The organism is Vibrio sp. KMM 9700 (assembly GCF_058545285.1).
In genome coordinates this window covers 156,679-179,644 of record NZ_CM178590.1, presented here as the reverse complement: position 1 = coordinate 179,644, position 22,966 = coordinate 156,679, and the positions used below count along the sequence as shown (strand labels likewise).

The following is a 22,966-nucleotide window of genomic DNA, read 5'->3' as shown; positions in this document are numbered from 1 at the left end:
CATCGCTTTATCACCATGCGCCATTGGCTTTTCACCATGGGTCATAGCTTTACCTTCTGGCATTGCGCCGTGATGATTCAAAGAACCTTCAAACTGATGTACCACAGACATGAACAAGTCATCTGGAACACTTGAGAAGTAAGCCACAGGCTCGTTTTCACTCGGCTCGGCAAGCTTTTCATAATCGGCAAAGTTTTCGATTTTGCGAGGTTTAGACTTAGCTTCTTCAACCCACTTTTCAAAATCAGCTTGGGTATCAAAAGCGTGCGCCGTAAACTTCATTCCAGAGAACCCATCACCGCTATAACTTGATGAAATACCTTTATAATCACCCTCGTGGTTGGCAATTAAGTTTAGGCGAGTAACCATACCGGCCATCGCGTAAATTTGTGTGCCTAATTGAGGAATGAAGAAAGCATTCATGATGTTATCCGAGGTGATCTTAAATTCGATCGGAACATCTTTTGGAAACGCAACATAGTTGACTGTTGCGATCTTTTGCTCTGGATAGATGAAGAGCCATTTCCAATCAAGCGATACCACTTCGATTGTCATTGGCGGCGTTTCATGCACAAGCGGCTTGGACGGCTCAAGCTCATGCGTGGTGCGCCAAGTAATGGTTGCAAGAATTGCAATGATTACGATTGGCACAGCCCAAACGACGACTTCAATTTTTGTAGAGTGCGACCATTCAGGAGTATAGGTGGCATCTTTGTTCGACGCGCGATACTTATACCCAAAATAAATTGTCATTAAGATCACGGGGATCACGACAATTAACATTAATAACAAAGCGGTAATGATCAGCTCTTTTTGTTGCATCCCAACCGCACCTTTTGGATCAAGCAGTGCGCTCTCACATCCAGTAAGTAAGGCAATGGAAAAAAAGATTAATGCATTACGCCATGCTTTTTTCTTATTTAAAGCATCCATTCTCGTCTCAACTTATCGTTTAGATTAAATAGTCCTAGGAAGAAGGACCGAGTCTAATGTTGACGTGTTATTACTCTTTGGCTTCAAAAAACAGCCCTAAGACCGCCAATTGCGCCGCCAAGTGACGTTGTTTTTAATTGTGCAAGTGCATTCGCTCGCGATAATCACATTGCTCACAAAAGAATTGCCCAATCATGTTGCGTAACAAAATAAAAACAAAGACTTAAAGTTCTTTCTATAAACCTTACTTTTTGTAATTGTTTTGTTACATAATATTATTTTGCTTACATTTCTCCCTAAGGTCACGAAACAATCAGGGCTTTACATGGGAATCTTTCATAAATGTGATCAGTGTCACGTTTTAATGTAATGAGGTATCTGGGTTTATTGATTTAAAACAATGATTTTTTATCAATTCCTGATTGTGTGTATGGAGAGCTTACTGCTATAGTGAGTCTTCACGTTTAACAATGGAAAGGATCGAACATGAGCGTTTATCAATTTAATGTACGCAATACCCAAGGTGAATATGTTTCTCTCTCTGATTATCAAGGCAAGGTGCTTTTAATTGTTAACATTGCGACCAAATGTGGCCTCACGCCACAGCTCGAAGGTCTTGAAGCCTTATATCAAAAATACAAAGATCAAGGTCTTGAAATTCTTGGCTTTCCGTGCGATCAGTTCTTAAACCAAACGCCAGAAGATGACGCCGGTGTGGCAGAGTTTTGCCAGCTGAACTACGGCGTAACATTCACCAACTTTGCGAAAGTTGAGGTCAACGGCGACAATGCGATTGAACTATACAAATTCTTAAAATCTGAACAGCCAACTGATACGCAAAATGAAGGCACGAATCAGCTTGTTGAAAAACTGACTGAGCTTGGTCAAGTGTTTGAAGGCGGCGAAATTAAGTGGAACTTTACTAAGTTTTTGATTGGGCGAGATGGCAAGGTGCTAGAGCGTTTTTCACCAACTTATACAGCAGACGAGCTAGCGCCGAAAGTTGAAGCTGCGCTATAAGCTAAGTTCTTATTTTTAGAGCAAAACTGTAAATTTAAAGCACGATTTTGGATGAAACTTACGCAATATGTTGTTTTTCGTCCAATCGTGCTTTTTTGTATCGGTTGAATCCCTTGATTGTTTTAATTAAAGGTTCAAAGTTGTAACTTGATTTCAAATAATCATTTAATTTGCTTTATATTTTTGGTATAAGTTTTATATGTTGCTCACAAATGAAGCGACAAGGAATAAACACAACAATACGGATATTACTATGAAAACAACGTTTAAAGTCGCAGCTGTATGCGCGGCGCTTTTTGCAACTTCAAGTTTTGCAGACACCACCCTTCAAAATATTTCAAAATCAGGCGAGCTACGTGTTTGTTTTGATGCGGGCTATATGCCGTTTGAAATGAAAGCAAAAAATGGCGAATTTATCGGTTTTGATGTCGATTTAGGCAAAATGCTGGCAAAAGCCATTGATGTGAAATTTACGCCAGTCAACACCTCTTGGGATGGCATCATTCCTGCACTTTTAACTAATAAATGTGACGTGATCATGGGCGGCATGACAATTACCGCTAAACGTAACATGCAAGTGAACTTCACAGAACCTTATGTGGTGATCGGTCAAAGTATCTTACTGAGCGACAAGCTAAAAGATGAAGTGAAAAGCTACCGTGATTTGAACGATCCTAAGTACACCATTGCAACTAAAATCGGCACAACAGGTATCGTTGCGGCAGAAAAATTCCTACCAAAAGCAAAGCAAAATCAATTTGAAACCACAGCTGATGCTGCGCTTGAAGTTTCTGGCGGCAAAGCCGATGCATTTGTCTATGATTTGCCATTTAACGCTATCTATACTGCGCAACACGAAGGCAAAGTGGTTCACCTTGATACGCCATTTACCTTTGAACCACTAGGCTTTGCAGTGCGTCAAGGCGATCCTGACTTCCTAAACTTCCTGAACAACTACTTGAAACAAATTAAAGGCGACGGCACATACGATCGCATTTATGACAAGTGGTTTAAGTCAGCAACCTGGCTCGATAAAGTCCAATAATTCCGCTATTTGTTCCCAAACACTCGTCTAAGTTTAGGCGAGTGTTGTTATATCTGCTTTTCACCAAATTGCGTGATTTATGATTTTTAAAGAGAGTTTTTATGCAGCCTAAAGCCAATAAGCTGTTTTGGAATTTGGTCTATGTGGGCATTATCGCCGCTCTATTCGCATTGATTTACTTTTCTGCAGCACGAATTAATTATGAATGGAACTGGCAGCGCGTCGTTCCTTATATTATTGATACCCAACCTGAATCTATCTATGCGCCGCGTGATGGCGATGTGGTGTCCAATGCTGATGGACAATTAATTTTGACCGAGACGGCAACCGGTGAGACCTTAGTTGATCTGAGCCAATACAAGAATTTGCAGGTCGGCGATGGTGACATTGTTTTCGAAGGCGATGAAATCGCTCAGCGCAAGCAATGGAAACTTGGCAGTATCGGCGAAGGGGTGATCGTCACAATTAAACTGTCAATCATTTCGTTATTTTTTGCCGTCCTGGTCGGGATGATCCTCGCGCTCATGCGCCTTGCAGACAATATCGCGCTACGCAAATTAGCCATTAGCTATATCGAAGTGGTGCGTGGTACGCCGCTACTGGTGCAAATCTTCCTTGTTTATTTCTTTATCGGCACTGTGCTTGATTTAGAGCGCTTTACCGCAGGTGTGGTGGCATTGTCCATGTTCACCGCTTCTTATGTCGCAGAAATTATTCGCGCCGGTATTCAAGCCATTCCAAAAGGGCAGATGGAAGCCTCACGCTCGCTTGGGATGACCTATCCTCAAGCCATGCGCCATATTATTTTGCCGCAAGCATTTAAACGAGTACTACCACCGCTTGCAGGCCAATTTATTAACTTAATCAAAGACTCATCATTGGTTTCTGTGATTGCAATTACCGATTTAACCAAAGCGGGACGTGAAGTGGTGAGTAGTAGTTTTGCACCGTTTGAAGTTTGGATCACCGTCGCACTTTTATATTTAGTGCTCACCGGTACCTTATCTTGGGGCATTCAAGCATTAGAAAAGAGGTTAGCTGTCAGTGACTAATTCAACAACTCAAATCCCAGTCGCGCCAGGTGAACCTATGGTCATCGCGACGGATGTCAACAAAGTCTATCCAAACGGCTGTCATGCATTAAAAGATGTATCGGCAACGATCCACCGCGGTGAAGTGGTAGTGATTGTTGGCCCGTCGGGCTCAGGCAAGTCAACATTTTTGCGAGCGCTGAACCAACTGGAAGTAATTAACTCCGGCAGCGTGGTGATTGATGGCGTAGATATGTATGCTAAATCTACGAATATCAATACTTTGCGTGAACATGTAGGCATGGTTTTCCAAAGCTTTAATTTATTTCCGCACAAAAGCGCATTAGAGAATGTGATGCTTGCGCCTATGGTGGTGTCGAAACGCACCAAAGCGGATATCGAAGAAGAAGCGAAAGCCTTAATGGCGAAAGTTGGCCTCTCCGATCGCATGAGTAATTACCCAAACCATTTATCTGGTGGTCAGCAGCAACGTGTGGCGATTGCCCGCGCCTTGGCAATGAAACCGCATGTGATGCTGTTTGATGAGCCAACCTCTGCGCTGGATCCTGAAATGGTCGGCGAAGTGCTGGAAGTGATGAAAAGCTTAGCTGATGAAGGCATGACCATGGTCGTGGTGACGCATGAAATGGGTTTTGCCCGCGAAGTGGCCGACCGTGTACTATTTATGCAAGATGGCGAGCTACTGGTTGATGAGACGCCGGATAAATTTTTTGATAACCCTGAGCATCCTAGATTGCAGCAGTTTTTATCTATGTTGCTCTGATCCTTTATATATCTGACGTAGAGCGTCATGTATTTTGAGGATTAGCTTGTAATAAACATTATATTATTTAAGGACACAAGGATGATAAAAGAGAACACTTACTTTGATGGCAATGTAAAGTCATTAGGTTTTGCTCAACAGGATGGTGACAGCAGCGTTGGCGTAATGGCAAAAGGGGAATATACCTTTGGCACTGCAGCGCCAGAACGTATGACTGTGATCAAAGGTGCGCTGACAGTTAAACTGCCAAATAGCCAAGAATGGATCACCTATCGCTCAGGCGAATCTTTCAGTGTTGAAGGGGACGCTTCGTTTGATTTAAAAGTTGAACTTGATACAGCATATCTGTGCGAGTATCTATAAAGACTGTCGAGCTTTTGGTATAACTGATACGTTCAGCCAGTTAATATAAATGAAACCTAGCCAGACTTGTGCTAGGTTTTTTTGTGACTAAGATCGCAGACTTATTTGCTTCATCGCTTGCATTTAAAGTTCCCCCCAAGTTATTGATTATATTATGCGCAATTGAACTTTTTGCTGCATAAAAGGGCTTTTCTTTTTTCAAATTTATGGCAATATAGTAACTCGTTCCGATGAGGGACTGCATCTCAAAGCTCAACTTGAGCACATCTGATGCGTGCGTCGTATAATGGCTATTACCTCAGCCTTCCAAGCTGATGATGCGGGTTCGATTCCCGCCGCACGCTCCAAAGATTCTCTTGATATACCTTCAATTTAACTTATTAAAACTAAACGCTTTATTGCGTGTTTTTGCATGTCTGGCGTTTGGGTTTTTAGTGGCGGAAAGATTCACCGTGGCCAAACCGTGGCCATTTTGGTGGCCAACTTTTCCGGCTGGGATCTTTTGGGGCTAAATGTTTTTAAGTGAAGTAAGCGGATATAATCCTCAGCTCAAGATTAGTTTTTCTAATTAATTTGATTCGTCACCTTTTCTTTCTCTCTCGAATAAATCAGCCACTTCAATATCAAAATAATCACATAATGTATCAATGACGTCTAACTCAATTCGGGTAGCTGTTTCATTATATAGTCGAGTTATAGTACCTCTATTGATAGCTGTTTCTCGCGCAACATCGGCAATTTTTAGTTTTCTTTCACCCATAATTCGTGACAAGTGGCATTTCAAAATGTTCTTCTCCTGTAAAAAATGCCCCCCTGTAGGTTAAAATGACTTGCAATAGTTATTCATAGTGCTATATTTTAATCTACAGGAGAGCATTAAGCTCTTTTGAGAGATAATAAGTTCATTAGGAGATTGTATTATGGATAACACCTATTTGACAACCGCTGAGCTTGCACAACGCATTAAATATGACGAAAGAGTGATAAGAGAACAATTGAAAGATACGGTTTTATTTGAAGGCTTGCATTATATTCGTCCATTTGGTGGCAGAAAAATATTGTTCATTTGGGAAAGAGTTGAAGAAGAGATGCTTAATGGTATTTCAACTCAGTCACTTATAACCGGCTTGTAAGGAGATGGTATGGGGGTTCTAAATGTACGTCATAACAAGTTAGTATTACAGTTTCGATACAAAGGGCTCCGATGCAGGGAGCAAACTCAACTTGTGGACAATAAAGCAAATCGTAATCGATTGGAGCGTCTATTAAAACGTATTGAAGCTGAGATTGTATTAGATACATTCGATTATGCTCGTTACTTTCCAAATAGTTCAATGGCAAAGCGCTTTGAAAATATTGCACATCGAAAAGAATCTGCAAAAAGTTATTTTGAGGCACCAAATTCACCAAAATTTGAAGAGTTCGCAAGTGTTTGGCTTGAAGAGATGAAAATTGAATGGAGTAAAGGCCATTATATAGATGTAAAGGGAGTGTTAGATAAATATTTGTTGCCAGCTTTTGGTAGTAAAAAAATTAGCACTATTAATAAAGGTCAGATTTTGCAGTTTCGTTCCATACTTGCCAAAGTACCAGGAAGAAAAGGGATGTTGAGCCCATCTCGTATTAATCACATTATGACTCCATTGAGAGTGATTCTTAATGAAGCTGCTGATCGTTATGACTTTACTTCTCCTTGGAAAAATATAAAAGCTTTAAAAGTTGGTCGTACTGAGGTTGATCCATTTTCTTTAGAAGAAATTGATACTTTTTTGCAATTTGTACCAAAAGAATACCAAGCATATTATTTAACTCGTTTTTTTACAGGCCTTAGAACCGGCGAAATTGATGGTTTGATGTGGCGTGATATTGATTTTAACAATAAAACACTGACAGTTAATCAAAGTTATGTGCGTGGGGAAATTAAAGGTCTTAAAACGGCTGGATCTCATCGTGCCATTCGCTTAATTGATACGGTACTTGATGCTTTATATAAGCATAAACAGTTGTCTGACACCAAAAGTAGATTTGTTTTCACTAATGGAAAGGGCGGGCCATTAAATTATCAAATCGTTTCCAGAACAGTTTGGTACCCAACGCTTGAAAAAGCACAACTGCCTAAACGCAATCCATATCAAACGCGTCATACTTTTGCGACATTATTATTAGCGTCTGGTGAATCTCCAGAATGGATTGCAAATCAGATGGGGCATACGACAACAACAATGCTATTTCGCGTCTACTCTCGTTATGTACCAAACTTGACGAGAAAAGATGGCAGTGCGTTTGAGCGTTTTTTATCTGAGGAGGGTGTTGTATGAAATATTCATCCTTAGCAATTCACTGTACCAGTTTATGCTTTGATGTAATTGAAAGCATAAAATTCCAACAGTTGAGCCATAGTGATATTGATGCTTTTGAAGAAGATATTTATTTGTTAGTTCGTGAGCGAACAAAGTTATTTCCTGAGAAGCATCCAGAAGAGCGTGAGTTTGCCTTACTAGTCGCACATGGCATAGTTTGTGTATTGCATCAATGTTTAAGCAACCCCTTAGCTCGAGATTCAGCATGGATTCTACCAGCTATGGAGTCTCGAATTATATTGTCATTAAAGACTGTGCAGGCGTGACAATAACATAGATTATTATTTGCACTCTGTCATTAGTACAGAGTGTTTTTGTTTGCTCACAAAACCACCTGAAGATGATAGGTGTTCTGAGTAGAATTAGGTGTATTTATGTGAACTATGTCGAATTAAAAATAATTAATTTCAAGCACATTGTTCATAAATTGAAATTACGGTAGGCTGTGAATTAAACAGAAAATGCTGTGTAAAGAGCGTTAACTTTACCAATCATCAAATAGTGGAAATTTTATGGAACAGGGTAGTAAAAGTCACTTTATACAATTAAACAATGAGTTTTCTAAAATCATAGAGGCTTCTTTTTCATCTGAAAATTCTTCTAAAATTTCTGAATTGTTTCAATTTATAGATGACTTAAATGTATGGTATGAAATTTTAAAAAATAAAGAAGATACAACAATTCTTGTTAGTGCTATTAAAGAATACGAGTTCAGCTTTCAAGCTGCGTTAAATGGACAATATAGATATGCATTCACTGCTCAACGATATTTTTTAGAACAGGTTTGTCGGTATATCTACCTATCAACTAATGAACTCGAACTTAGGCATTGGAAGTTAGGACTTAAAGATATTTCTTGGGGCTCCCTTATTGATAAGGATAATGGCATTTTCTCAAAGACTTTTATCCGTGCATTCTACAATGAGGTAGAAGGTGAAGGAGTTCATATGATTACTCTTTCGTCAAAATTATATCGGGAAACTTCTGAATATATCCATGGTAATTTTAATAAGGTAGTTGATATGCCGGCTAAATTGAGTTTCGAACCCTTATTACTCAATAAGTGGTTGGAATTTGTTGAAACAAGTAAATTTATAACTGTATTTTTACTCACAATTCGATTTTCAAAAAATTTTAGCCGTACAGAGTTGGATGAAATTGAAGATAATGTTAGAGATGAACTTGGTGGAATAGAAGAATTCAATTTTCTATTCAATAGTTAGGAAGAACTATGTCAAATTTTAAGATACGTACAGAAACGATCAAACCGTCTAAAATTTTAGATTATTTTGTTGAAACAAAAGAAGATCGCAAAATTATAGAGCAATTAAAATCAGATACTCCAATTGTATTAGTAGGTAGTCGTGGTGTTGGAAAATCGTTCCTTCTAAGAGTTGCCGAAGCAGAGTTAAAAAAGGATATAGGTAATAGTAATATTGTACCGGTATATATATCTTTTACTGAAGGTTCAGTACTCCAGTTAGCTGATGAACATGATTTTTATCAATGGATGCTAGCAAAAATGTGTTCCGCTTTCCTAAGAAGTATAAAGAAACTTGGTATTTCAATGCCGGTATCACTATTGGGAGGGAAAACTGAAGATGAAGAAGAAACATATCTTACTAAATTGATTAGTGAATTTGAACAAACATGGAAGAATAACTCAAATGTAATTGACTCAGGAGATTTACCATCAATAGATGATTTTAAGGACGCCGTAGAAGATATATGTGAAGAAGCAGAAATCGAATCAGTTAACTTTTTTATTGATGAGGCTGCCCATATTTTACGACCGGCCCAACAGAGGCAGTTTTTTAATCTTTATAGAGATATAAATAGCCCTTACATTAATTGTAATGCTGCTATCTACCCTGGAGTAACTTCATTTGGCAATAATTTTCAACCTAGTCATGATGCTACATTTTTATATCTAGAGAGAGATGTTTCAAGTGTAGGGTATGTTGAATATATGAGGAGTATTGTTGAGAAGCAAGCTGACAGTATTCTTCTTGGAAAAATAGCCAAGAATATGGGGAATTTCTCTATATTAACTTATGCAGCAAATGGAAACCCTCGAGCTCTTTTAAAGACACTTACACAGGCTTCATCTATATCGTCTAGAGATGTAAATGCTACTATTAAATCTTTTTATAAAAGCTATATTTGGGAAGAACATACGCTGCTGTCAAATAAATACTCTGGGTTTACTGAATTCATTGATTGGGGGCGAGACTTTGTTGAGGATTATGTATTACCAGATACCAAAGAAAAAAATGACGCTTATATACCTGAAGGTAAAAAATCGACTCGCTTCTTTTGGATTAGTAGAGATGCACCTGAAGCAGTTAAAAAAGCTTTAAATCTTCTTTGTTATACCGGCATTATTTCATTGCATACAGAAGCCGTAAAGGCTACACAAAGCCGAGTAGGCACAAGGTACAGTGTAAATTTTGGCTGTTTGCTTTCTTTGGAAAATATACCTGTATCTACAGGTTTACCTATTGTTAAAAATACAACTATAAAAAGAATGACTGAGTATGGGGAAAGTCATGCCGCGTACGATAGCCTTAAGCCCACACTTACTGATTTTGACGACTCAGTAATAAATAGCGCATTGAATGAGCAGCTTTCAAAGTCAGTAGATTTTTTAGATCTACCTAACTGGTTGATAGAATCATTAAAAAGCATAAATTTGATTCAAATAAAGGACGTTCTCGATGCTACAGAGAGTCGAATTCAGCAAGCTTATTATGTGGGTAAAGTAAGATCTAGGTATATAAAAAATGAAGCTACTTCAGCAGTTTTTGAATATTTATCAGGTTAAAGTTAACAAGTTGCTTAAACGGAAAAATAACAGTTGGCCATCGCTTCGCGATTATAGCCAACCATTATTTTCCGTTTAGCAAGGCGTTGAGGCTGTAGGATTTCTCTATTTTTAGCTGTTTTTACCTGATTTTCTCGTAGTTTTTGCTGTCGATAATGTGCTAAATGCTGTGGTGTGACAATTGTCCTGATTGTGGTAACGCAAAATAGAGCGTGATAAGAAAGGATAAATGGCTATTTTGCCTTTGATAGGCATTTTTACCCGCTAATTTAGGTAATTTCGCAGCTTTTCTATGTTGTGGAGCATGCTAAACATCGCCCATTGGGCGTTTACTTTCTCTTTTCCTCTCATTGTGAAGCGGTTCATCTGTTTATTTACTGTGATATTACCAAAAGCAGGCTCAACGCAGCCAAGCCGTTTACTATATTGACGCCGTCCCTCTGGACTATCAATTTATCTTTCATTGCTTGCATATAATCAAATTGTAACCCTCCCCAAAAACTGGTCATTAGCAATTAGAGCTTTTCCGTTTACACTGAAACGCAAATCGTAAAAATCTTGAAGGAAGTCGAAGCAGGCCGAAAAGTCAACGAAGTCTGTCGTGAATATGGCATCTCTGATGCGACACAACTGGAAGTCCAAGTATGGTGGGATGGAAGCGTTAGATGTTAAACGGCTTAAAGAACTCGAGGATGAGAATCGGAGGCTCAAGCAAATGTTTGCCGACCTCAGTCTCGAGTACCGTATCGTTAAAGATATTCTGGAAAAAAAGCTGTAAGGCCAGTGGTTAAGCGCGAGCTTGTCGATTACGCTCGCAAACACTATCAGGTCAGTTTACGAATGGCCAGCCGCGCAGTTGGCATTAGTGACTCAGTCTATCGCAACCGATCAGATCCTCACCGAGATGATGAGGTCATCGCTAAGTTGCAGGAGGCAGCAGAGCGGTATCATGCGTACGGATTTGGCAAATTATTTAAAATACTTAGACGTTGGGGATATCGATGGAATCATAAACGAGTCTATCGAGTGTACTGTTCGCTCAAGTTAAACCTACAGCGCAAGGGTAAAAAGCGTCTACCGAAACGAGATCCAACGCCACCAGCGTGCCCATAGTCATTCAACAGTTGCTGGGCTATCGACTTCATGAGTGACGCATTGAACTGTGGTCGGCTCTTTCGTACGTTTAACGTCGTGGACGATTTTAACCGTGAAGTGTTGGCGATTGAAGTGGATTTAAATCTACCAGCACCACGCATTATAAGGGTGCTAGAGCGCATTATTTCCTGGCTAGGGTTCCCCAGTAAGCTTCACATGGATAATGGCCCAGAATTTATCTCGATCACTCTGGCTGAATGGCTGAAGAGAACACAGTGGAATTGGAGTTTATTCGCCCAGTCAAACCAACGGAGAACTCTTATATTGAGATATTTAACCGAACTTACCGGACAGAAATACTCAACATGTACGTGTTCAAAACACTGAGCGAAGTCCGAGATCCGACAGAAAAATGGATAAAGGAATACACCGATGAACGCCTCATGAGTCACTCGATGATTTGACTCCCTGGGAGTATTTAGCAAGGCATGAAAGCAGGAAAAACTCTAATTTAGAGTGCCACTAAAACAGGGAGGGATACAGATTCCCGCCGCACGCTCCAAAGCTTCTCTTGATATACCTTCAATTTAACTTATTAAAACTAAACGCTTTATTGCGTGTTTTTACATGTCTGGCGTTTGGGTTTTTAGTGGCGGAAAGATTCATCGTGGCCAAGCTAACTACTCACATCTATGTATCCCAAATGTACAAGTATGTTGCTAGCATGTTAATAAAAAGTTTTTCTTCAGATGCTAGCCATTGTCACCTTAAATGTTTAACACTAGAAAAGTGTAAGAGTAATTATTAAATACTGGCTTTTTGAATGGTGGATTATATAGCATATGACTTTTTCTGAAATGTTGACCACACTGGAGAGGAGAAGCCCTCTTAAAAGAGATCAGATAATAGAAAAGCTACAACTTAGTCATGAAAGCTTTGATATTCTTGATGAAATAAAATTTTGTCGTTGGTGTAATGGCACTAGCGTACCTGAGTTGTCGCAGCAAATTTTACTTTCAAAGTTTTTTGGCCTATCTATGGAAGAATTTTTTGAATTAATAGATGAAGCACCAATACCTAACAAAGAGCTGTCTACTTTTTCAAGAATTTTTGATGATCTCGATGAGAGTGACCATAGAGTAAAATGCTATTTTTCTGAGTCGGGTGATGAAGTCATATCATTGTCTTTATTAGAATCCTCTATACATAAAAAACAACTAAATAATTTTTATCGCCAGATGAATACATACTCTAATTTGATTACAAATTTTGATAGGTTTTGCCCTATAAAAAAATCGACGGTAATAACGATAGGTAATGAAAAAACTTTACTTTCGCATGTGTCATTTATTCAAGAACCAGGTTTTTTATCTCATGTAATTAATTTAGATATAAATGACGATGACGTTATGGTTAATGTTAGTTATTATTCTTGCCGCAAGTATTTCATCATACTTTTTGGTTGTATGCTTGCATATATTGCATTGAATAAAAGTGAAGTTAATAGAGTTTTTTTATTCTTTAGAGATAAACGATTTATAAAATATATGGAGTCATTAGGAGGTGAACTCGTCTTTGTTAATAAGGAAAGTGGAAACTTTAGTTTGATATATATAGAGAAGTTTGATTGGCTAAAATTTATATCAAATAATGCGATTTTTCATATTATAAAACAAAATTTTTTTATTGCTAAACGCCTAAATAAAGGTAAGGCTATGATGCTATCTGATCTTTAGCTTCATATATTTTCCTAAATAAATCTAAGTAATCTTTAAAAGTTGTGAAAAAGAGAATGCATTTTTATAAATCTAGTAGGAGCCTTTAAATGAAATAAATGGCGTTATCAGAATTGTCGTTGAAATTAATTGTTCAAGGAATTGAAACCAATGAGCAGTTTACTGCACCTATATTAATAATTTTTAGCTCAAGGTTTATATTTAATAAAAGGAGTTAATACATGACAGGTTTTTTAAAATTTATTCTGTATATTTCTATTTTATCATCATTGGTCGCTTGTAATCAGGATAGTAATAGTAGCCCAACAACATCATCTTCTAGAAGTCAAGGTATCGAATATGTTACAGCGTATTCTAAAGATAGTTATAGTTTTGCTGAAAAAGAAACAGGTAATCAATATCGTGTAGATTTAACCGATCAAGTCGAATTATCTTCAGAGACAAAGGTAAATATTAGTGAGCTTGATGTTTTATCATCAGATCCAGGGTGTAATATTTTAAGTCAAGATGACTATGGTTTCGTTGTGTCGACTGACGAAAATAAAGTTTGTGATTATGAGTATTTTGTTCAAGCAAGTGATTCGAACACAAAATTGTCAGGTAAAACATCGGGGGTTAGCCGTGTTGTGGTATCAGAGGATGTTAATGAATCAGAATTAACACCATTTGGAATGATTGCATATCAAGAGCAGCAGTTAGAAATTGATATTGCCAAAGAGTTAAAGAAAGTTGGTGATTTTACTAATATTGACGATTATGTATTGGATTCAGCTATTTTACCAACGAGCAGTAACGCACAAGTCGATATTGATGCAGATAACAATATTATAAAATATACACCTGCTGACGATTTCTTAGGTACAGAACCAATTTTATATAGTTTAAAGGATTCGGAAGGTAATGTTTTAGCTGGTCAGGTGATTGTCACTGTTACTGAAGAATCGAAATCAGGTATTGATATTGAAGATAGTATCATTATTCCGGATACAGCTAATGCGATGGAATCGATGACTATCGATCTTTCTCCCTATGTGAAAAATAGTTATGGCGACGACTGGCAATTAATTTATGTTAATACATTTAATGCGATGGTCAGTTTGACTGATTCAACGGATTTCCAAAATAAAAGCTTTGATTTTTTAGCTGATTGGCCTGGGGATTATTATGTGAATGCTGTGGTGACGGACCATCACGGTGGATATGACATCAGCCTAATTAAAATAGATGTTATTGACCCTAATTCGCAAGCAACATGGGACGATATTCCGTTAGATTTAAACATCTTCTTTGCGCCACTAACATTAAGTGAAGCGCAAAGCCAAGGTATCTCCGTTTCTGGTTCTAATTATGATTCAGTAGACTCAACCATTGCGACGTTTGATTATGCCGCTGCACAAAAATATTGCGCTCTAATTGGTCGTTTACCGACAGAAGATGAACTAGAAAATTTATATGCGAAAGCTAAGCCAGCTAATCAAGGTTGGCCTACTGACTTACCATTTTATACTAGTGACGTAAATAGAGTCGTTAATTTAGGCACTGGAGTAAGCGAATCAAGTTCATCTAAACCTTACTATGTTTCTTGTATAGGCGAAGGCGGCCTATCGATTCTTTCTTCAGAGTCATCATTAGGGCCAATTTTTGCCAACGGTGTGGATAAAGCTCACGTAATTGCGCAATTAACCTTTAACAATGTACCTTTACCGGATTATCCGTTAACGGTGTCTGTTGCCGATGATTCACAAGCTCAAATCGAAAATAGTACTTTAATTACCGATGATAACGGTAAGGTGGATTTTATCATTACCGATATTAAAGCGGAGAAAGTCGAAACACACGTTCGTTACAATAATGTTGACCGTCAAACGACGTTAAGTTTTGTTGGTGACCCTGCTACGGCTGATTTATCGCTTACTACAATGATAGATGATCAAGAAATCACCAAGGCAGATGATGTTGTCCAAGCAACATTATTAGATGCTTATGATAACCCGATTTCAGGTGAGAGTATTGACGTAGGTTCTGATGATGAAGGTATAACCGTTAAATTAAGCACCGACCAGTTAGTCACCGATGACAAGGGACAAGGCACTGTTAATATCAGTTGGATTGGTGAAGCTAGCGATGTGATGACGGCAAGTGTTTACGGCAATTATCTGCGACCTGATGAAGTGCAATTGACTGATACTACCGATGTGAATTTTACTCATAAATACGGAACAATGGGTGCTATTGAAACTGTTTTAAATGACCAACCTATGGTCGCGGGGGTAGACGAATTTAAAGTACGAGTCACAGATGATAATGGCGATCCAGTACCGGGTGTCGAGTTAGCCTCTTATGTCAATAATGCGTATATGCGAGTGATTGATTATACCGGCTCAGCAGTACCGGCACTAGGACATGCCATTATAAAAACCGATCAAGATGGTTGGGCTGAAGCGAAGGTGTTATCGATGCTTAATCAAGATGATGTGGATAGCGGCAATTTTGGAAGTAGTATGTCGGCAACCTTGAGTATTACATTGGATGATCAGAATAAAACCACTGAAGTTCGATTTAGTGGAGACCCTTACGTACAAGTCGTTTTGGATTCAAACATTAAATATGATGAAGTTGAAAGTAAATGTAATGAATATGGTTATAAAAAAGCAGAACCTAATCAACTCGAGGATTGGACTGTTGAACATTATGCAGAGTTAAAAGCCAAAGGTTGGCAAACAGATGAAATCCGATATCTGTGTCAGTCGTCTAAATTTGAAAGTTTCGGTTTAACCGGTGAATTACGTCGAACACCAAGTGCCGCAAATTGTTCTGCTGGAACTATTGCTACTTCATTTATTAGAGCCGATTCAGGATATCGCTTAAGTACATCCCTTTCAGCTTATAGTAAATTAATTATATGTGAGAAATGATTAATTTATAAAAATCAAAGTTTAATATGCTCAATTTACATTGGGCATATTTTTTAAACAAATAATTTTTGATCGCAACATATGTACGACTAAGGGCACTCATGTTGCTTTGACTTGAAGGTAAGTGTTAACACCATGGTATTTATCTTTTATGGATGACTTAGGTTTGCTTAACAGGATACAAGAGCTATATGTAAATTGGCTCATTTAAATTAAGGTTATATATCCATGCAATTAAAGAGGGATATTATCGGTAACTTAACTCGTTCTTGATTGTATATTTATAATTGTTACGTATAAATTCCAAACAGGTAATTAGCAACTAGGTGAAAACTTTTTCTTTTGGTGCTAACCTTTGGTCTGTGTAAAGTGTAACCTACGAAACCCAAATAATATGTAACAAATTGTAATCTTATGAATAATGGGAAGTTATAACTTATGATTTTTTCAGAAATTTTGACAAACTTGGAAGGGAAAAGCTCTCTTAAAAGGAAAGAAATAATAGCAAAGTTACAACTTAGTCATCAAAGTTTTGAGTTTTTAGATGATATAACATTTTGCCGTTGGAGCAATGGTATAAGCGTTCCTGGATTGTATAAACAAATTTTACTAGCGAAATTTTTTGGGCTGACTCTGGGGGAGTTCTTTGAATTAATTGATGATCCTCCGGTTCCCAAAAAAGAACAATCTGTTTTTACAAAAATTTTTGATGAGCTCGATGAGAGCTACCATAGGATTAGATATTACTGTTCGATGTCAGACGATGCAGTTGTTTCTATGTCTTTATTAAAAAACTCTATCCATACAGAGCAATTAAACAATTTTTATTGTCAGATGAAAACTTATTCGAAATTGATTAGTAATGATGAAAGTCTTTGTCCTATACAACAATCGACATTAATTACGATTGGTAATGAAAAAACTTTACTTTCACATGTATCATTCATCCAAGAGCCAGGTTTTTTATCTCATTTACTAGATATTAATGATGAGGATATTATGGTAAATGTAAGTTATTATTCTTGCCGAGAGTATTTTATCATACTGTTAGGTTGTATGTTATCACATATTTTGTTGAATAAAAATAATGCAAAGAGAGCTTACTTTGCATTTAGAGACCGAAGGTTTATAAAGTATATGGAAGTACTAGGTGGTGAACTCGTTTTCGTGAGCAAAGAAAATGGAAACTTTAGTCCGGTATATATCGCTAAGTTTGATTGGTTGCAGTTTATATCAAATAAAATGATATTTCATGTGATTAAAAAATGTATTGCTAATACTAAGCTATTGAATACAGAAGAATTTGTATTGGTATCTGATTTTTAGCTAATATTCATGTCTATTAGCTTTTCATTTATTTTTTATATATGGATAGCTAATATTTAGGCTCTGTAACAGTATAAAATATAGAATTAATGCTATATTGGGGCCTGCGCATGAGTAATTTTACATTTAGATTAGAAGAGATTAAGTCTATAAAGGATATAGGCTATTATGAGGTTTTATCTAAACCTCAGTGTATGAATAGCTTAAATTGTTCGATTGATGAATATTTTACTAACATTTCTATATCATCAACTTATTCATTATTACATGAAACTTTTGATTTTATTTCCAATAAAGATAACATAAAAGTCTCTATTAATATAAATAAAAATATGATTATTGATAGTGGTTTACGCGAACTTTTAAAATCCAAAACTTTAGACCTGATTTGTCATAAGAAAAATGAGATTATTTTTGAGATCAATGAATCTTGTTATGACTTAGTTGGTACACAAGAATATAAATTATTTTATAGAGATTTCAGCTCCTTAGGTGTTAAGTTTTGGCTGGATGATTTTGGGGCAGGTGGTGCAAACTTTGCCTCTCTAGATATAGGTTGTTTTGATGCAATCAAGATTGATAAAAAAGTATTCTGGATGTTATATGAATACAGCGGCGCTTTTTTAAGTGAAATGATTTCCTTTATAAAAATGTTCAGTCATTCTGTCATTATTGAAGGAATTGAAACCAATGATCAACTTGATTTTGCATATAATAATGGCTGTTTAGCTCAAGGTTTTTTATTTAATAAAAAGAGTTAATATATGAATTTATTTTTAAAAATAATTTTGTGTGTATCTATTTCTTTATCATTGGTTGCCTGTAACCAAGATAATACAAATAGTTCAGAAGCATCTTCTTCTGGAAATCAAGGCACAAAATACGTGACTGCATACTCTAAAGATAGTTACAGTTTTGCTGAAAAAGAAACGGGCAATCAATTTCGTGTAGATTTAACAGATCAAGTCGAGCTATCTTCAGATGCCAAAGTGAAGATTAGTGCGATTGACGTTTTATCTGCAGATCCTGGCTGCAATGTTTTAAGCCAAGATGACGATGGTTTCGTTGTTTCAACTGATGAAAATAAAGTTTGTGATTATGAGTATGCTATAGACTCAAATGATGAAAATACTAATTTAACAGGTAAAACATCGGGGATCAGTCGTGTTGTCGTATCAGAGGATGTTAATGACTCAGAATTAACACCCTTTGGCATGATCACCTATCAAGATCAGCAACTAGATATTGATATCTCTAAAGAGCTGAAGAAGGTTGGTGATCTGACTAATCTGGACGATTATGTGCTTGATTCAGCTGTTTTATCAACGAGCAGTAGCGCAGAAGTTCAGATTGATGCAGTTAATAACATTATCAATTATACGCCAGCTTCAGACTTTGTAGGTACTGAATCAATTTTATATAGCTTAAAGGATTCTGAAGGGGATGTTTTAGCAGGCCAAGTGATTGTCACTGTTGCTGTAGAGGCAAAATCAGGAATTGATATAGAAGATAATATTGTCATTCCAGATCCTGTTAATGCTACGGAATCAATGACTATTGATCTATCTCCTTATGTAACAAATAGCTACGGGGATGACTGGCAATTAATTTATGTGAATACATTTAATGCGATGGTGAACTTGACAGATGCAGAGGATCTCCAGAATAAAAGTTTTGATTTTTCAGCTGATTGGGCTGGTGATTATTATGTCAATGCAGTGGTCACAGATCATCATGGTGGATATGATGTTGCCCTAATTAAAATTATGGTTATCGATTCTACCGCGCAGGCTAATTGGGATAGTATTTTATATAAAATAAAAGTCTTTCATGCTCCTTTGACATTATCAGAGACACAATCTCAGGGTGTACCAGCTACTGGGAGTAATAATGATAGTGTGGGAGCTGTTGTTGCAGAATTTAATTTCAAGGATGCTGAAAATTCATGTTTGGCTGTTGGACGTTTGCCGACTAAAGATGAATTAACTAACTTTTTTAATGCTGAAAAACCTGCGCAACAAGGGTGGCCTGTTGATATTCCTTATTGGACTTCTACTGGTGATAAAGTAGTGAGTCTATCAGATGGTACTGCGTCAGATAGTAACGATAGTCTTTATTATGTTACTTGCTTAACTGAAGGTGGTTTGGAAATATTAACAGCAGAATCCAACTTAGGCCCAGTTATTGCTAATGGCAGTGATTCGGCAAAAGTTGTAGCACAACTTACTTATAATGGAACACCAATAGAGGACCAGCCAATAAGTGCTAGTGTTAACACTGAAAGCAATGCACAGTTAGATAATGAAACTGTCTATACAGACTCTGAGGGTAAGGCCGTCTTTAATATCACGGATGCAACAGCAGAAGATGTTGAAGTGAGCATTTCATATAATGGTGCTATTCGAAAAGCGACAATTCAGTTTACCGGAGATCCAGAAACGGCGAGTTTAACATTCGATGTCACGGTAGATGAGCAATTAACTGGCGGCGGTGTTGATGAAATTGAGGCTAAGGTTCTAGATGCCAGCGGAAACCCAGTAAGTGGGCAAAGCATTTCTTTCTCTGAAGAATATCAAGATGCAACAATAAGTGCTGATGATTCGACAAATACAGATGGGATTGCCACGGCTTTAGTTACTTATGATAACGCTGACCTAAAAAGTGATATATCTATACCTGTAAAGATTACATATAAAGAAGAGGAAGATTATGCGCATCTTACCTACATTGCAGGATCAGTTAGAAGCATTGAGCAAACAGCTTATGATGAGTCTACGGATAAAGTGACAATTAAAGCTAAAATTGCGAATGATGATTATGTGTTAAGCGGCTACCCTGTGGTATTTACAGCGCTAAGCTCAAATTGTACTGTCGACACTGAAGAGGTTATCTCGAATGATGAAGGCTTCGCAATCACAAAGGTTACGCCAAAAAATAATTCAACTGAGAGCTGTGAAGTACAAGCTGAATTTAATACTACGACCAAGTCTGTGACAGCAAGTTGGGATAGGTTTGATTTTGTTCAAATTGATCTTGGATCTAACCTTAACATAGTCGCTGAAGGGATACTGCCACAGGTTTACTGTAGAGATCATGGTTATGATGCAGTAACGAGTAACTATACTAATTTATATCCACCTTCATCTTGGAAATTTAATGATTCAGGAAGTGGTTATGGTGCAACATGGCTAAATAGTGGTGCTTGCGGATCCTCAAATGATCCTACATGTATGTCATTTTGGAATCATTATAGTGATGGCAAGGCTGTTTATGACAATAAACATATGACGAATAGTAGATATCTTGTCTGTAAGAAAAAATAAATATTAATATTAAAAGGGTATATTTATATACCCTTTATTTATTTTATATATTCCAAAAGCAATAGTGCGCATTTTTTAAATAATATTTGAATTAGCTTGGTCTTATTAAATTTTTTTTAATTTGCTAAGTTTTATGTGTGGAACTTTATAATAATAAGATGGTCGGGCAGGGTTGTTGTTCGTGACTTTACTTTTGAAATAAATATATTAATAACAGGGGAATTAGAATGAAAAAAAGCACGTTATCTATTTTTATGTTAGGTCTATTGGCATCAAATGCATTTGCTGCAGAGACAGGTCCAGCAGATGGTGATGTTGATACAACAAGCGCAGAAATTAATTGGGTTGCGCAAATTCCAACAGTAGTGCCAGGTGACTGGATCACTATGACAGGTCTAGCTGGTGGCGAGATCAAGCAGGGTGAGCTTCAAGTAAATAATGATGGTTCATTTCTATCTGACAAAATTGTCCTAGAGATTCATAACTACGACTCTGAGACAAGTCAGGTTGGCGAGCCACTTGCTTTAGGTCAAGGTGAGGCTGGAGATGTTGTTGCATCTAAGATTACTTATCAAATTGAACCTGTATCGTTTGCCTCTGAAAAAGGTATTGATCTAACAGGTGCAAATGCAGAGATTTTGGAGACTGACAGTATTATGCAACCAATTACACCAAATGCAGAATATCAGCCACTCACTGCTGCGCCTATGCCTTGGCAAACAGCTTGGATGGTGAAAAGTACAAGTGATGGCATGATTCCTACTGTCATTGCAGGTGATAAGATCACCGCAACAACTGTTGTCCGTGCAGACGTAGAATTTGCACAACTTTAATAATTTAATCGCCTATAGCTTTAGGTTTTTAGTTGGCTAATGGAAGGCCTAATTTAATAGAGAGAATTAAAATGAAAAAATCAATTTTAGCAGTAAGCCTTCTAGGTCTGTTTTCAGCAGGTGTATTTGCAGCAGTTGGTGATACAGGTCCAGCTGATGGTGATGTAGATACGACAAGTGCAGAAATTAATTGGGTTGCGCAAATTCCTACAGTAGTGCCAGGTGACTGGGTAACTATGACTGGTGCTGACAGCGGCGCAATTCGTGAAGGTGTGCTAACAGTAAATAACGATGGTAGCTTTGAGTCAGACGAAATTCCTCTAGAAGTACATGGTTATGATGCAACGACTCAGCAAGTTCTTCCTGGTGCTGCAATCGGTTCAACATTCCCAAATGGCGGCGATGCAGCAGTAAGTGCAATCACTTATCAAGTTGATTATGTTTCTTTTGCTTCTGAAAAAGGCATCGATATGACAGGCGCTGATGCTAAGATTACAGAAACAAGTGCAATCAACTCTGAAATCACTCCACGCGCAGAATATGAAGTAACTGATGGCGACGCTTGGAAAACAAGCTGGAAAATTGCAAGCCACACCGGCGGTGAGATTCCTACTGTAATTGCAGGTGATAAAATTACTGCTACGACCGTTGTGCGCGCAGATGTTGCATTTGCAGCACCAGCCACTCCAGCTAAGTAATAGTGAACATTTTCAACATTTCTTGAATGTTGATGCTTCCGAAATATAAGGATATAGATTGTCTCCAAGGACGGAGAGCGCTAGCTTTAAATATTTAATAATAAGACAAGTAATAATGATTTATCATTTTAAAACGTTGAGTTACTTATTAGTTTTTATTGTTACATTTTCAATTGCAAATGTTTCTTTTGCTTCAGATGCGATTACAAAAATCATTAATTTATCTGCATCAATTGAAAATGAAAGTTTTTATTCTTATACGATAAAAGAATTTAAATTTGAACAACCAAATCTTGAAGTCGCTGTAAATAAAAATACTGGTCAATTGATGCCAGTGACGACAAACCTTATTTTAAAAACTGATGTACCTTCTAACTTTCCAGCTGGATATGTCATTACTGCCAAAGAACTGAATAGCCATTGTGAACTTGCAGATGGTGAAGAAACGGCCAAAGATTTTGCACATTATATGTTAGCAGATACAGAGTTGGCAGTTTCAGAAACTATCGAATTTGATGATCTTGTACCTATGCAAGATGGACTCGGCATGAAAAAAAGTTTTACTATTAATTTTGATGATTTGGATGATGTCTCTTTAAAAGTTAACCGCTGTAAAGGAAATGCTGTTCTTGTGGCTGGCTTAGACTTTTAATATATCTAAATATCCCCTCCAGTTTTTA

Annotated in this window: 19 protein-coding genes, 1 tRNA gene and 3 pseudogenes; 20 read left to right on the top strand and 3 right to left on the bottom strand. The window is 37.3% G+C overall.

Annotated features, from left to right (window positions below):
• Positions 1-45: 45 nt before the first annotated feature.
• Positions 46-933 (bottom strand): annotated as a pseudogene (gene cyoA / locus AC2VOY_RS12120) (ubiquinol oxidase subunit II); the annotation flags it as partial.
• Between the two features lie 486 nt (positions 934-1,419).
• On the opposite strand from cyoA, the gene AC2VOY_RS12115 reads away from it, so the two are divergent.
• The 6 genes from AC2VOY_RS12115 (at position 1,420) to AC2VOY_RS12090 (ending at position 5,523) form a co-directional block, all read left to right on the top strand.
• Positions 1,420-1,953, top strand: a complete 534-nt coding sequence (locus AC2VOY_RS12115; protein WP_491833824.1) for a glutathione peroxidase — start codon at positions 1,420-1,422, stop codon at positions 1,951-1,953.
• Between the two features lie 253 nt (positions 1,954-2,206).
• Complete coding sequence (locus AC2VOY_RS12110; RefSeq protein ID WP_491833822.1) at positions 2,207-2,998, top strand: transporter substrate-binding domain-containing protein; 792 nt, start codon at positions 2,207-2,209, stop codon at positions 2,996-2,998.
• 101 nt (positions 2,999-3,099) lie between these two features.
• Complete coding sequence (locus tag AC2VOY_RS12105; protein WP_491833820.1) at positions 3,100-4,050, top strand: amino acid ABC transporter permease; 951 nt, start codon at positions 3,100-3,102, stop codon at positions 4,048-4,050.
• 37 nt (positions 4,051-4,087) lie between these two features.
• Positions 4,088-4,813, top strand: coding sequence for an amino acid ABC transporter ATP-binding protein (locus AC2VOY_RS12100; protein ID WP_491834127.1), 726 nt, complete (start codon positions 4,088-4,090; stop codon positions 4,811-4,813).
• An 81-nt stretch (positions 4,814-4,894) separates the two neighbouring features.
• The gene (gene ppnP / locus AC2VOY_RS12095) at positions 4,895-5,176 is read left to right on the top strand and encodes a pyrimidine/purine nucleoside phosphorylase (RefSeq protein ID WP_491833818.1); all 282 of its coding nucleotides are present in this window, start codon (positions 4,895-4,897) and stop codon (positions 5,174-5,176) included.
• Between the two features lie 272 nt (positions 5,177-5,448).
• Positions 5,449-5,523, top strand: a tRNA-Gly gene (locus AC2VOY_RS12090).
• Positions 5,524-5,744: 221 nt separating this feature from the next.
• Here the strand turns inward: AC2VOY_RS12090 and AC2VOY_RS12085 are convergent.
• Entirely contained in the window at positions 5,745-5,960 is a 216-nt protein-coding gene (locus AC2VOY_RS12085) for a helix-turn-helix domain-containing protein (RefSeq protein WP_491833816.1), read from the bottom strand.
• A 136-nt stretch (positions 5,961-6,096) separates the two neighbouring features.
• Here AC2VOY_RS12085 and AC2VOY_RS12080 point away from each other — a divergent pair, with 136 nt between their 5' ends.
• The 5 genes from AC2VOY_RS12080 (at position 6,097) to AC2VOY_RS12060 (ending at position 10,360) form a co-directional block, all read left to right on the top strand.
• Entirely contained in the window at positions 6,097-6,309 is a 213-nt protein-coding gene (locus tag AC2VOY_RS12080; RefSeq protein WP_491833814.1) for a hypothetical protein, read from the top strand.
• A 9-nt stretch (positions 6,310-6,318) separates the two neighbouring features.
• Positions 6,319-7,494: an Arm DNA-binding domain-containing protein gene (locus AC2VOY_RS12075; protein ID WP_491833813.1), complete on the top strand. Its 1,176-nt coding sequence runs from the start codon at positions 6,319-6,321 to the stop codon at positions 7,492-7,494.
• Entirely contained in the window at positions 7,491-7,802 is a 312-nt protein-coding gene (locus tag AC2VOY_RS12070) for a hypothetical protein (protein ID WP_491833811.1), read from the top strand. The genes AC2VOY_RS12075 and AC2VOY_RS12070 overlap by 4 nt, the downstream gene beginning before the upstream one ends.
• A 246-nt stretch (positions 7,803-8,048) precedes the next feature.
• Complete coding sequence (locus tag AC2VOY_RS12065) at positions 8,049-8,759, top strand: hypothetical protein (protein ID WP_491833810.1); 711 nt, start codon at positions 8,049-8,051, stop codon at positions 8,757-8,759.
• Between the two features lie 8 nt (positions 8,760-8,767).
• Positions 8,768-10,360 carry an ORC-CDC6 family AAA ATPase gene (locus tag AC2VOY_RS12060; protein WP_491833808.1) on the top strand — a complete coding sequence of 531 codons (1,593 nt, stop codon included), beginning with the start codon at positions 8,768-8,770 and terminating at the stop codon, positions 10,358-10,360.
• Between the two features lie 264 nt (positions 10,361-10,624).
• Here the strand turns inward: AC2VOY_RS12060 and AC2VOY_RS12055 are convergent.
• Positions 10,625-10,842: pseudogene (locus AC2VOY_RS12055) on the bottom strand (transposase); the annotation flags it as partial.
• 64 nt (positions 10,843-10,906) lie between these two features.
• Between AC2VOY_RS12055 and AC2VOY_RS12050 the strand changes: the two are divergent.
• The 9 genes and pseudogenes from AC2VOY_RS12050 (at position 10,907) to AC2VOY_RS12010 (ending at position 22,938) form a co-directional block, all read left to right on the top strand.
• Positions 10,907-11,981: pseudogene (locus tag AC2VOY_RS12050) on the top strand (IS3 family transposase).
• 316 nt (positions 11,982-12,297) lie between these two features.
• The gene (locus AC2VOY_RS12045) at positions 12,298-13,191 is read left to right on the top strand and encodes a hypothetical protein (protein ID WP_491833807.1); all 894 of its coding nucleotides are present in this window, start codon (positions 12,298-12,300) and stop codon (positions 13,189-13,191) included.
• Between the two features lie 221 nt (positions 13,192-13,412).
• A complete protein-coding gene (locus AC2VOY_RS12040; RefSeq protein WP_491833805.1) occupies positions 13,413-16,106 on the top strand; it encodes an adhesion domain-containing protein in 2,694 nt (897 codons plus the stop codon).
• Between the two features lie 438 nt (positions 16,107-16,544).
• The gene (locus AC2VOY_RS12035; protein WP_491833803.1) at positions 16,545-17,432 is read left to right on the top strand and encodes a hypothetical protein; all 888 of its coding nucleotides are present in this window, start codon (positions 16,545-16,547) and stop codon (positions 17,430-17,432) included.
• Between the two features lie 110 nt (positions 17,433-17,542).
• Positions 17,543-18,193, top strand: coding sequence for an EAL domain-containing protein (locus AC2VOY_RS12030; RefSeq protein ID WP_491833802.1), 651 nt, complete (start codon positions 17,543-17,545; stop codon positions 18,191-18,193).
• A gap of 3 nt (positions 18,194-18,196) precedes the next feature.
• On the top strand, positions 18,197-20,755 hold the full coding sequence (locus AC2VOY_RS12025; protein ID WP_491833800.1) for an Ig-like domain-containing protein: 2,559 nt from the start codon (positions 18,197-18,199) through the stop codon (positions 20,753-20,755).
• Between the two features lie 227 nt (positions 20,756-20,982).
• Positions 20,983-21,588 carry a hypothetical protein gene (locus AC2VOY_RS12020; RefSeq protein ID WP_491833798.1) on the top strand — a complete coding sequence of 202 codons (606 nt, stop codon included), beginning with the start codon at positions 20,983-20,985 and terminating at the stop codon, positions 21,586-21,588.
• 71 nt (positions 21,589-21,659) lie between these two features.
• Positions 21,660-22,286: a hypothetical protein gene (locus AC2VOY_RS12015; RefSeq protein ID WP_491833796.1), complete on the top strand. Its 627-nt coding sequence runs from the start codon at positions 21,660-21,662 to the stop codon at positions 22,284-22,286.
• Positions 22,287-22,344: 58 nt separating this feature from the next.
• Positions 22,345-22,938, top strand: a complete 594-nt coding sequence (locus AC2VOY_RS12010) for a hypothetical protein (RefSeq protein WP_491833794.1) — start codon at positions 22,345-22,347, stop codon at positions 22,936-22,938.
• The last annotated feature ends 28 nt before the right edge of the window (positions 22,939-22,966 follow it).

What these genes read in the sequence shown, in the direction of transcription:
- AC2VOY_RS12115 (WP_491833824.1), top strand. Translation starts at nt 1,420, where the DNA reads ATGAGCGTTTATCAATTTAATGTACGCAATACCCAAGGTGAATATGTT.
- AC2VOY_RS12110 (WP_491833822.1), top strand. Translation starts at nt 2,207, where the DNA reads ATGAAAACAACGTTTAAAGTCGCAGCTGTATGCGCGGCGCTTTTTGCA.
- AC2VOY_RS12105 (WP_491833820.1), top strand. Translation starts at nt 3,100, where the DNA reads ATGCAGCCTAAAGCCAATAAGCTGTTTTGGAATTTGGTCTATGTGGGC.
- AC2VOY_RS12100 (WP_491834127.1), top strand. Translation starts at nt 4,088, where the DNA reads ATGGTCATCGCGACGGATGTCAACAAAGTCTATCCAAACGGCTGTCAT.
- ppnP (WP_491833818.1), top strand. Translation starts at nt 4,895, where the DNA reads ATGATAAAAGAGAACACTTACTTTGATGGCAATGTAAAGTCATTAGGT.
- AC2VOY_RS12080 (WP_491833814.1), top strand. Translation starts at nt 6,097, where the DNA reads ATGGATAACACCTATTTGACAACCGCTGAGCTTGCACAACGCATTAAA.
- AC2VOY_RS12075 (WP_491833813.1), top strand. Translation starts at nt 6,319, where the DNA reads ATGGGGGTTCTAAATGTACGTCATAACAAGTTAGTATTACAGTTTCGA.
- AC2VOY_RS12070 (WP_491833811.1), top strand. Translation starts at nt 7,491, where the DNA reads ATGAAATATTCATCCTTAGCAATTCACTGTACCAGTTTATGCTTTGAT.
- AC2VOY_RS12065 (WP_491833810.1), top strand. Translation starts at nt 8,049, where the DNA reads ATGGAACAGGGTAGTAAAAGTCACTTTATACAATTAAACAATGAGTTT.
- AC2VOY_RS12060 (WP_491833808.1), top strand. Translation starts at nt 8,768, where the DNA reads ATGTCAAATTTTAAGATACGTACAGAAACGATCAAACCGTCTAAAATT.
- AC2VOY_RS12045 (WP_491833807.1), top strand. Translation starts at nt 12,298, where the DNA reads ATGACTTTTTCTGAAATGTTGACCACACTGGAGAGGAGAAGCCCTCTT.
- AC2VOY_RS12040 (WP_491833805.1), top strand. Translation starts at nt 13,413, where the DNA reads ATGACAGGTTTTTTAAAATTTATTCTGTATATTTCTATTTTATCATCA.
- AC2VOY_RS12035 (WP_491833803.1), top strand. Translation starts at nt 16,545, where the DNA reads ATGATTTTTTCAGAAATTTTGACAAACTTGGAAGGGAAAAGCTCTCTT.
- AC2VOY_RS12030 (WP_491833802.1), top strand. Translation starts at nt 17,543, where the DNA reads ATGAGTAATTTTACATTTAGATTAGAAGAGATTAAGTCTATAAAGGAT.
- AC2VOY_RS12025 (WP_491833800.1), top strand. Translation starts at nt 18,197, where the DNA reads ATGAATTTATTTTTAAAAATAATTTTGTGTGTATCTATTTCTTTATCA.
- AC2VOY_RS12020 (WP_491833798.1), top strand. Translation starts at nt 20,983, where the DNA reads ATGAAAAAAAGCACGTTATCTATTTTTATGTTAGGTCTATTGGCATCA.
- AC2VOY_RS12015 (WP_491833796.1), top strand. Translation starts at nt 21,660, where the DNA reads ATGAAAAAATCAATTTTAGCAGTAAGCCTTCTAGGTCTGTTTTCAGCA.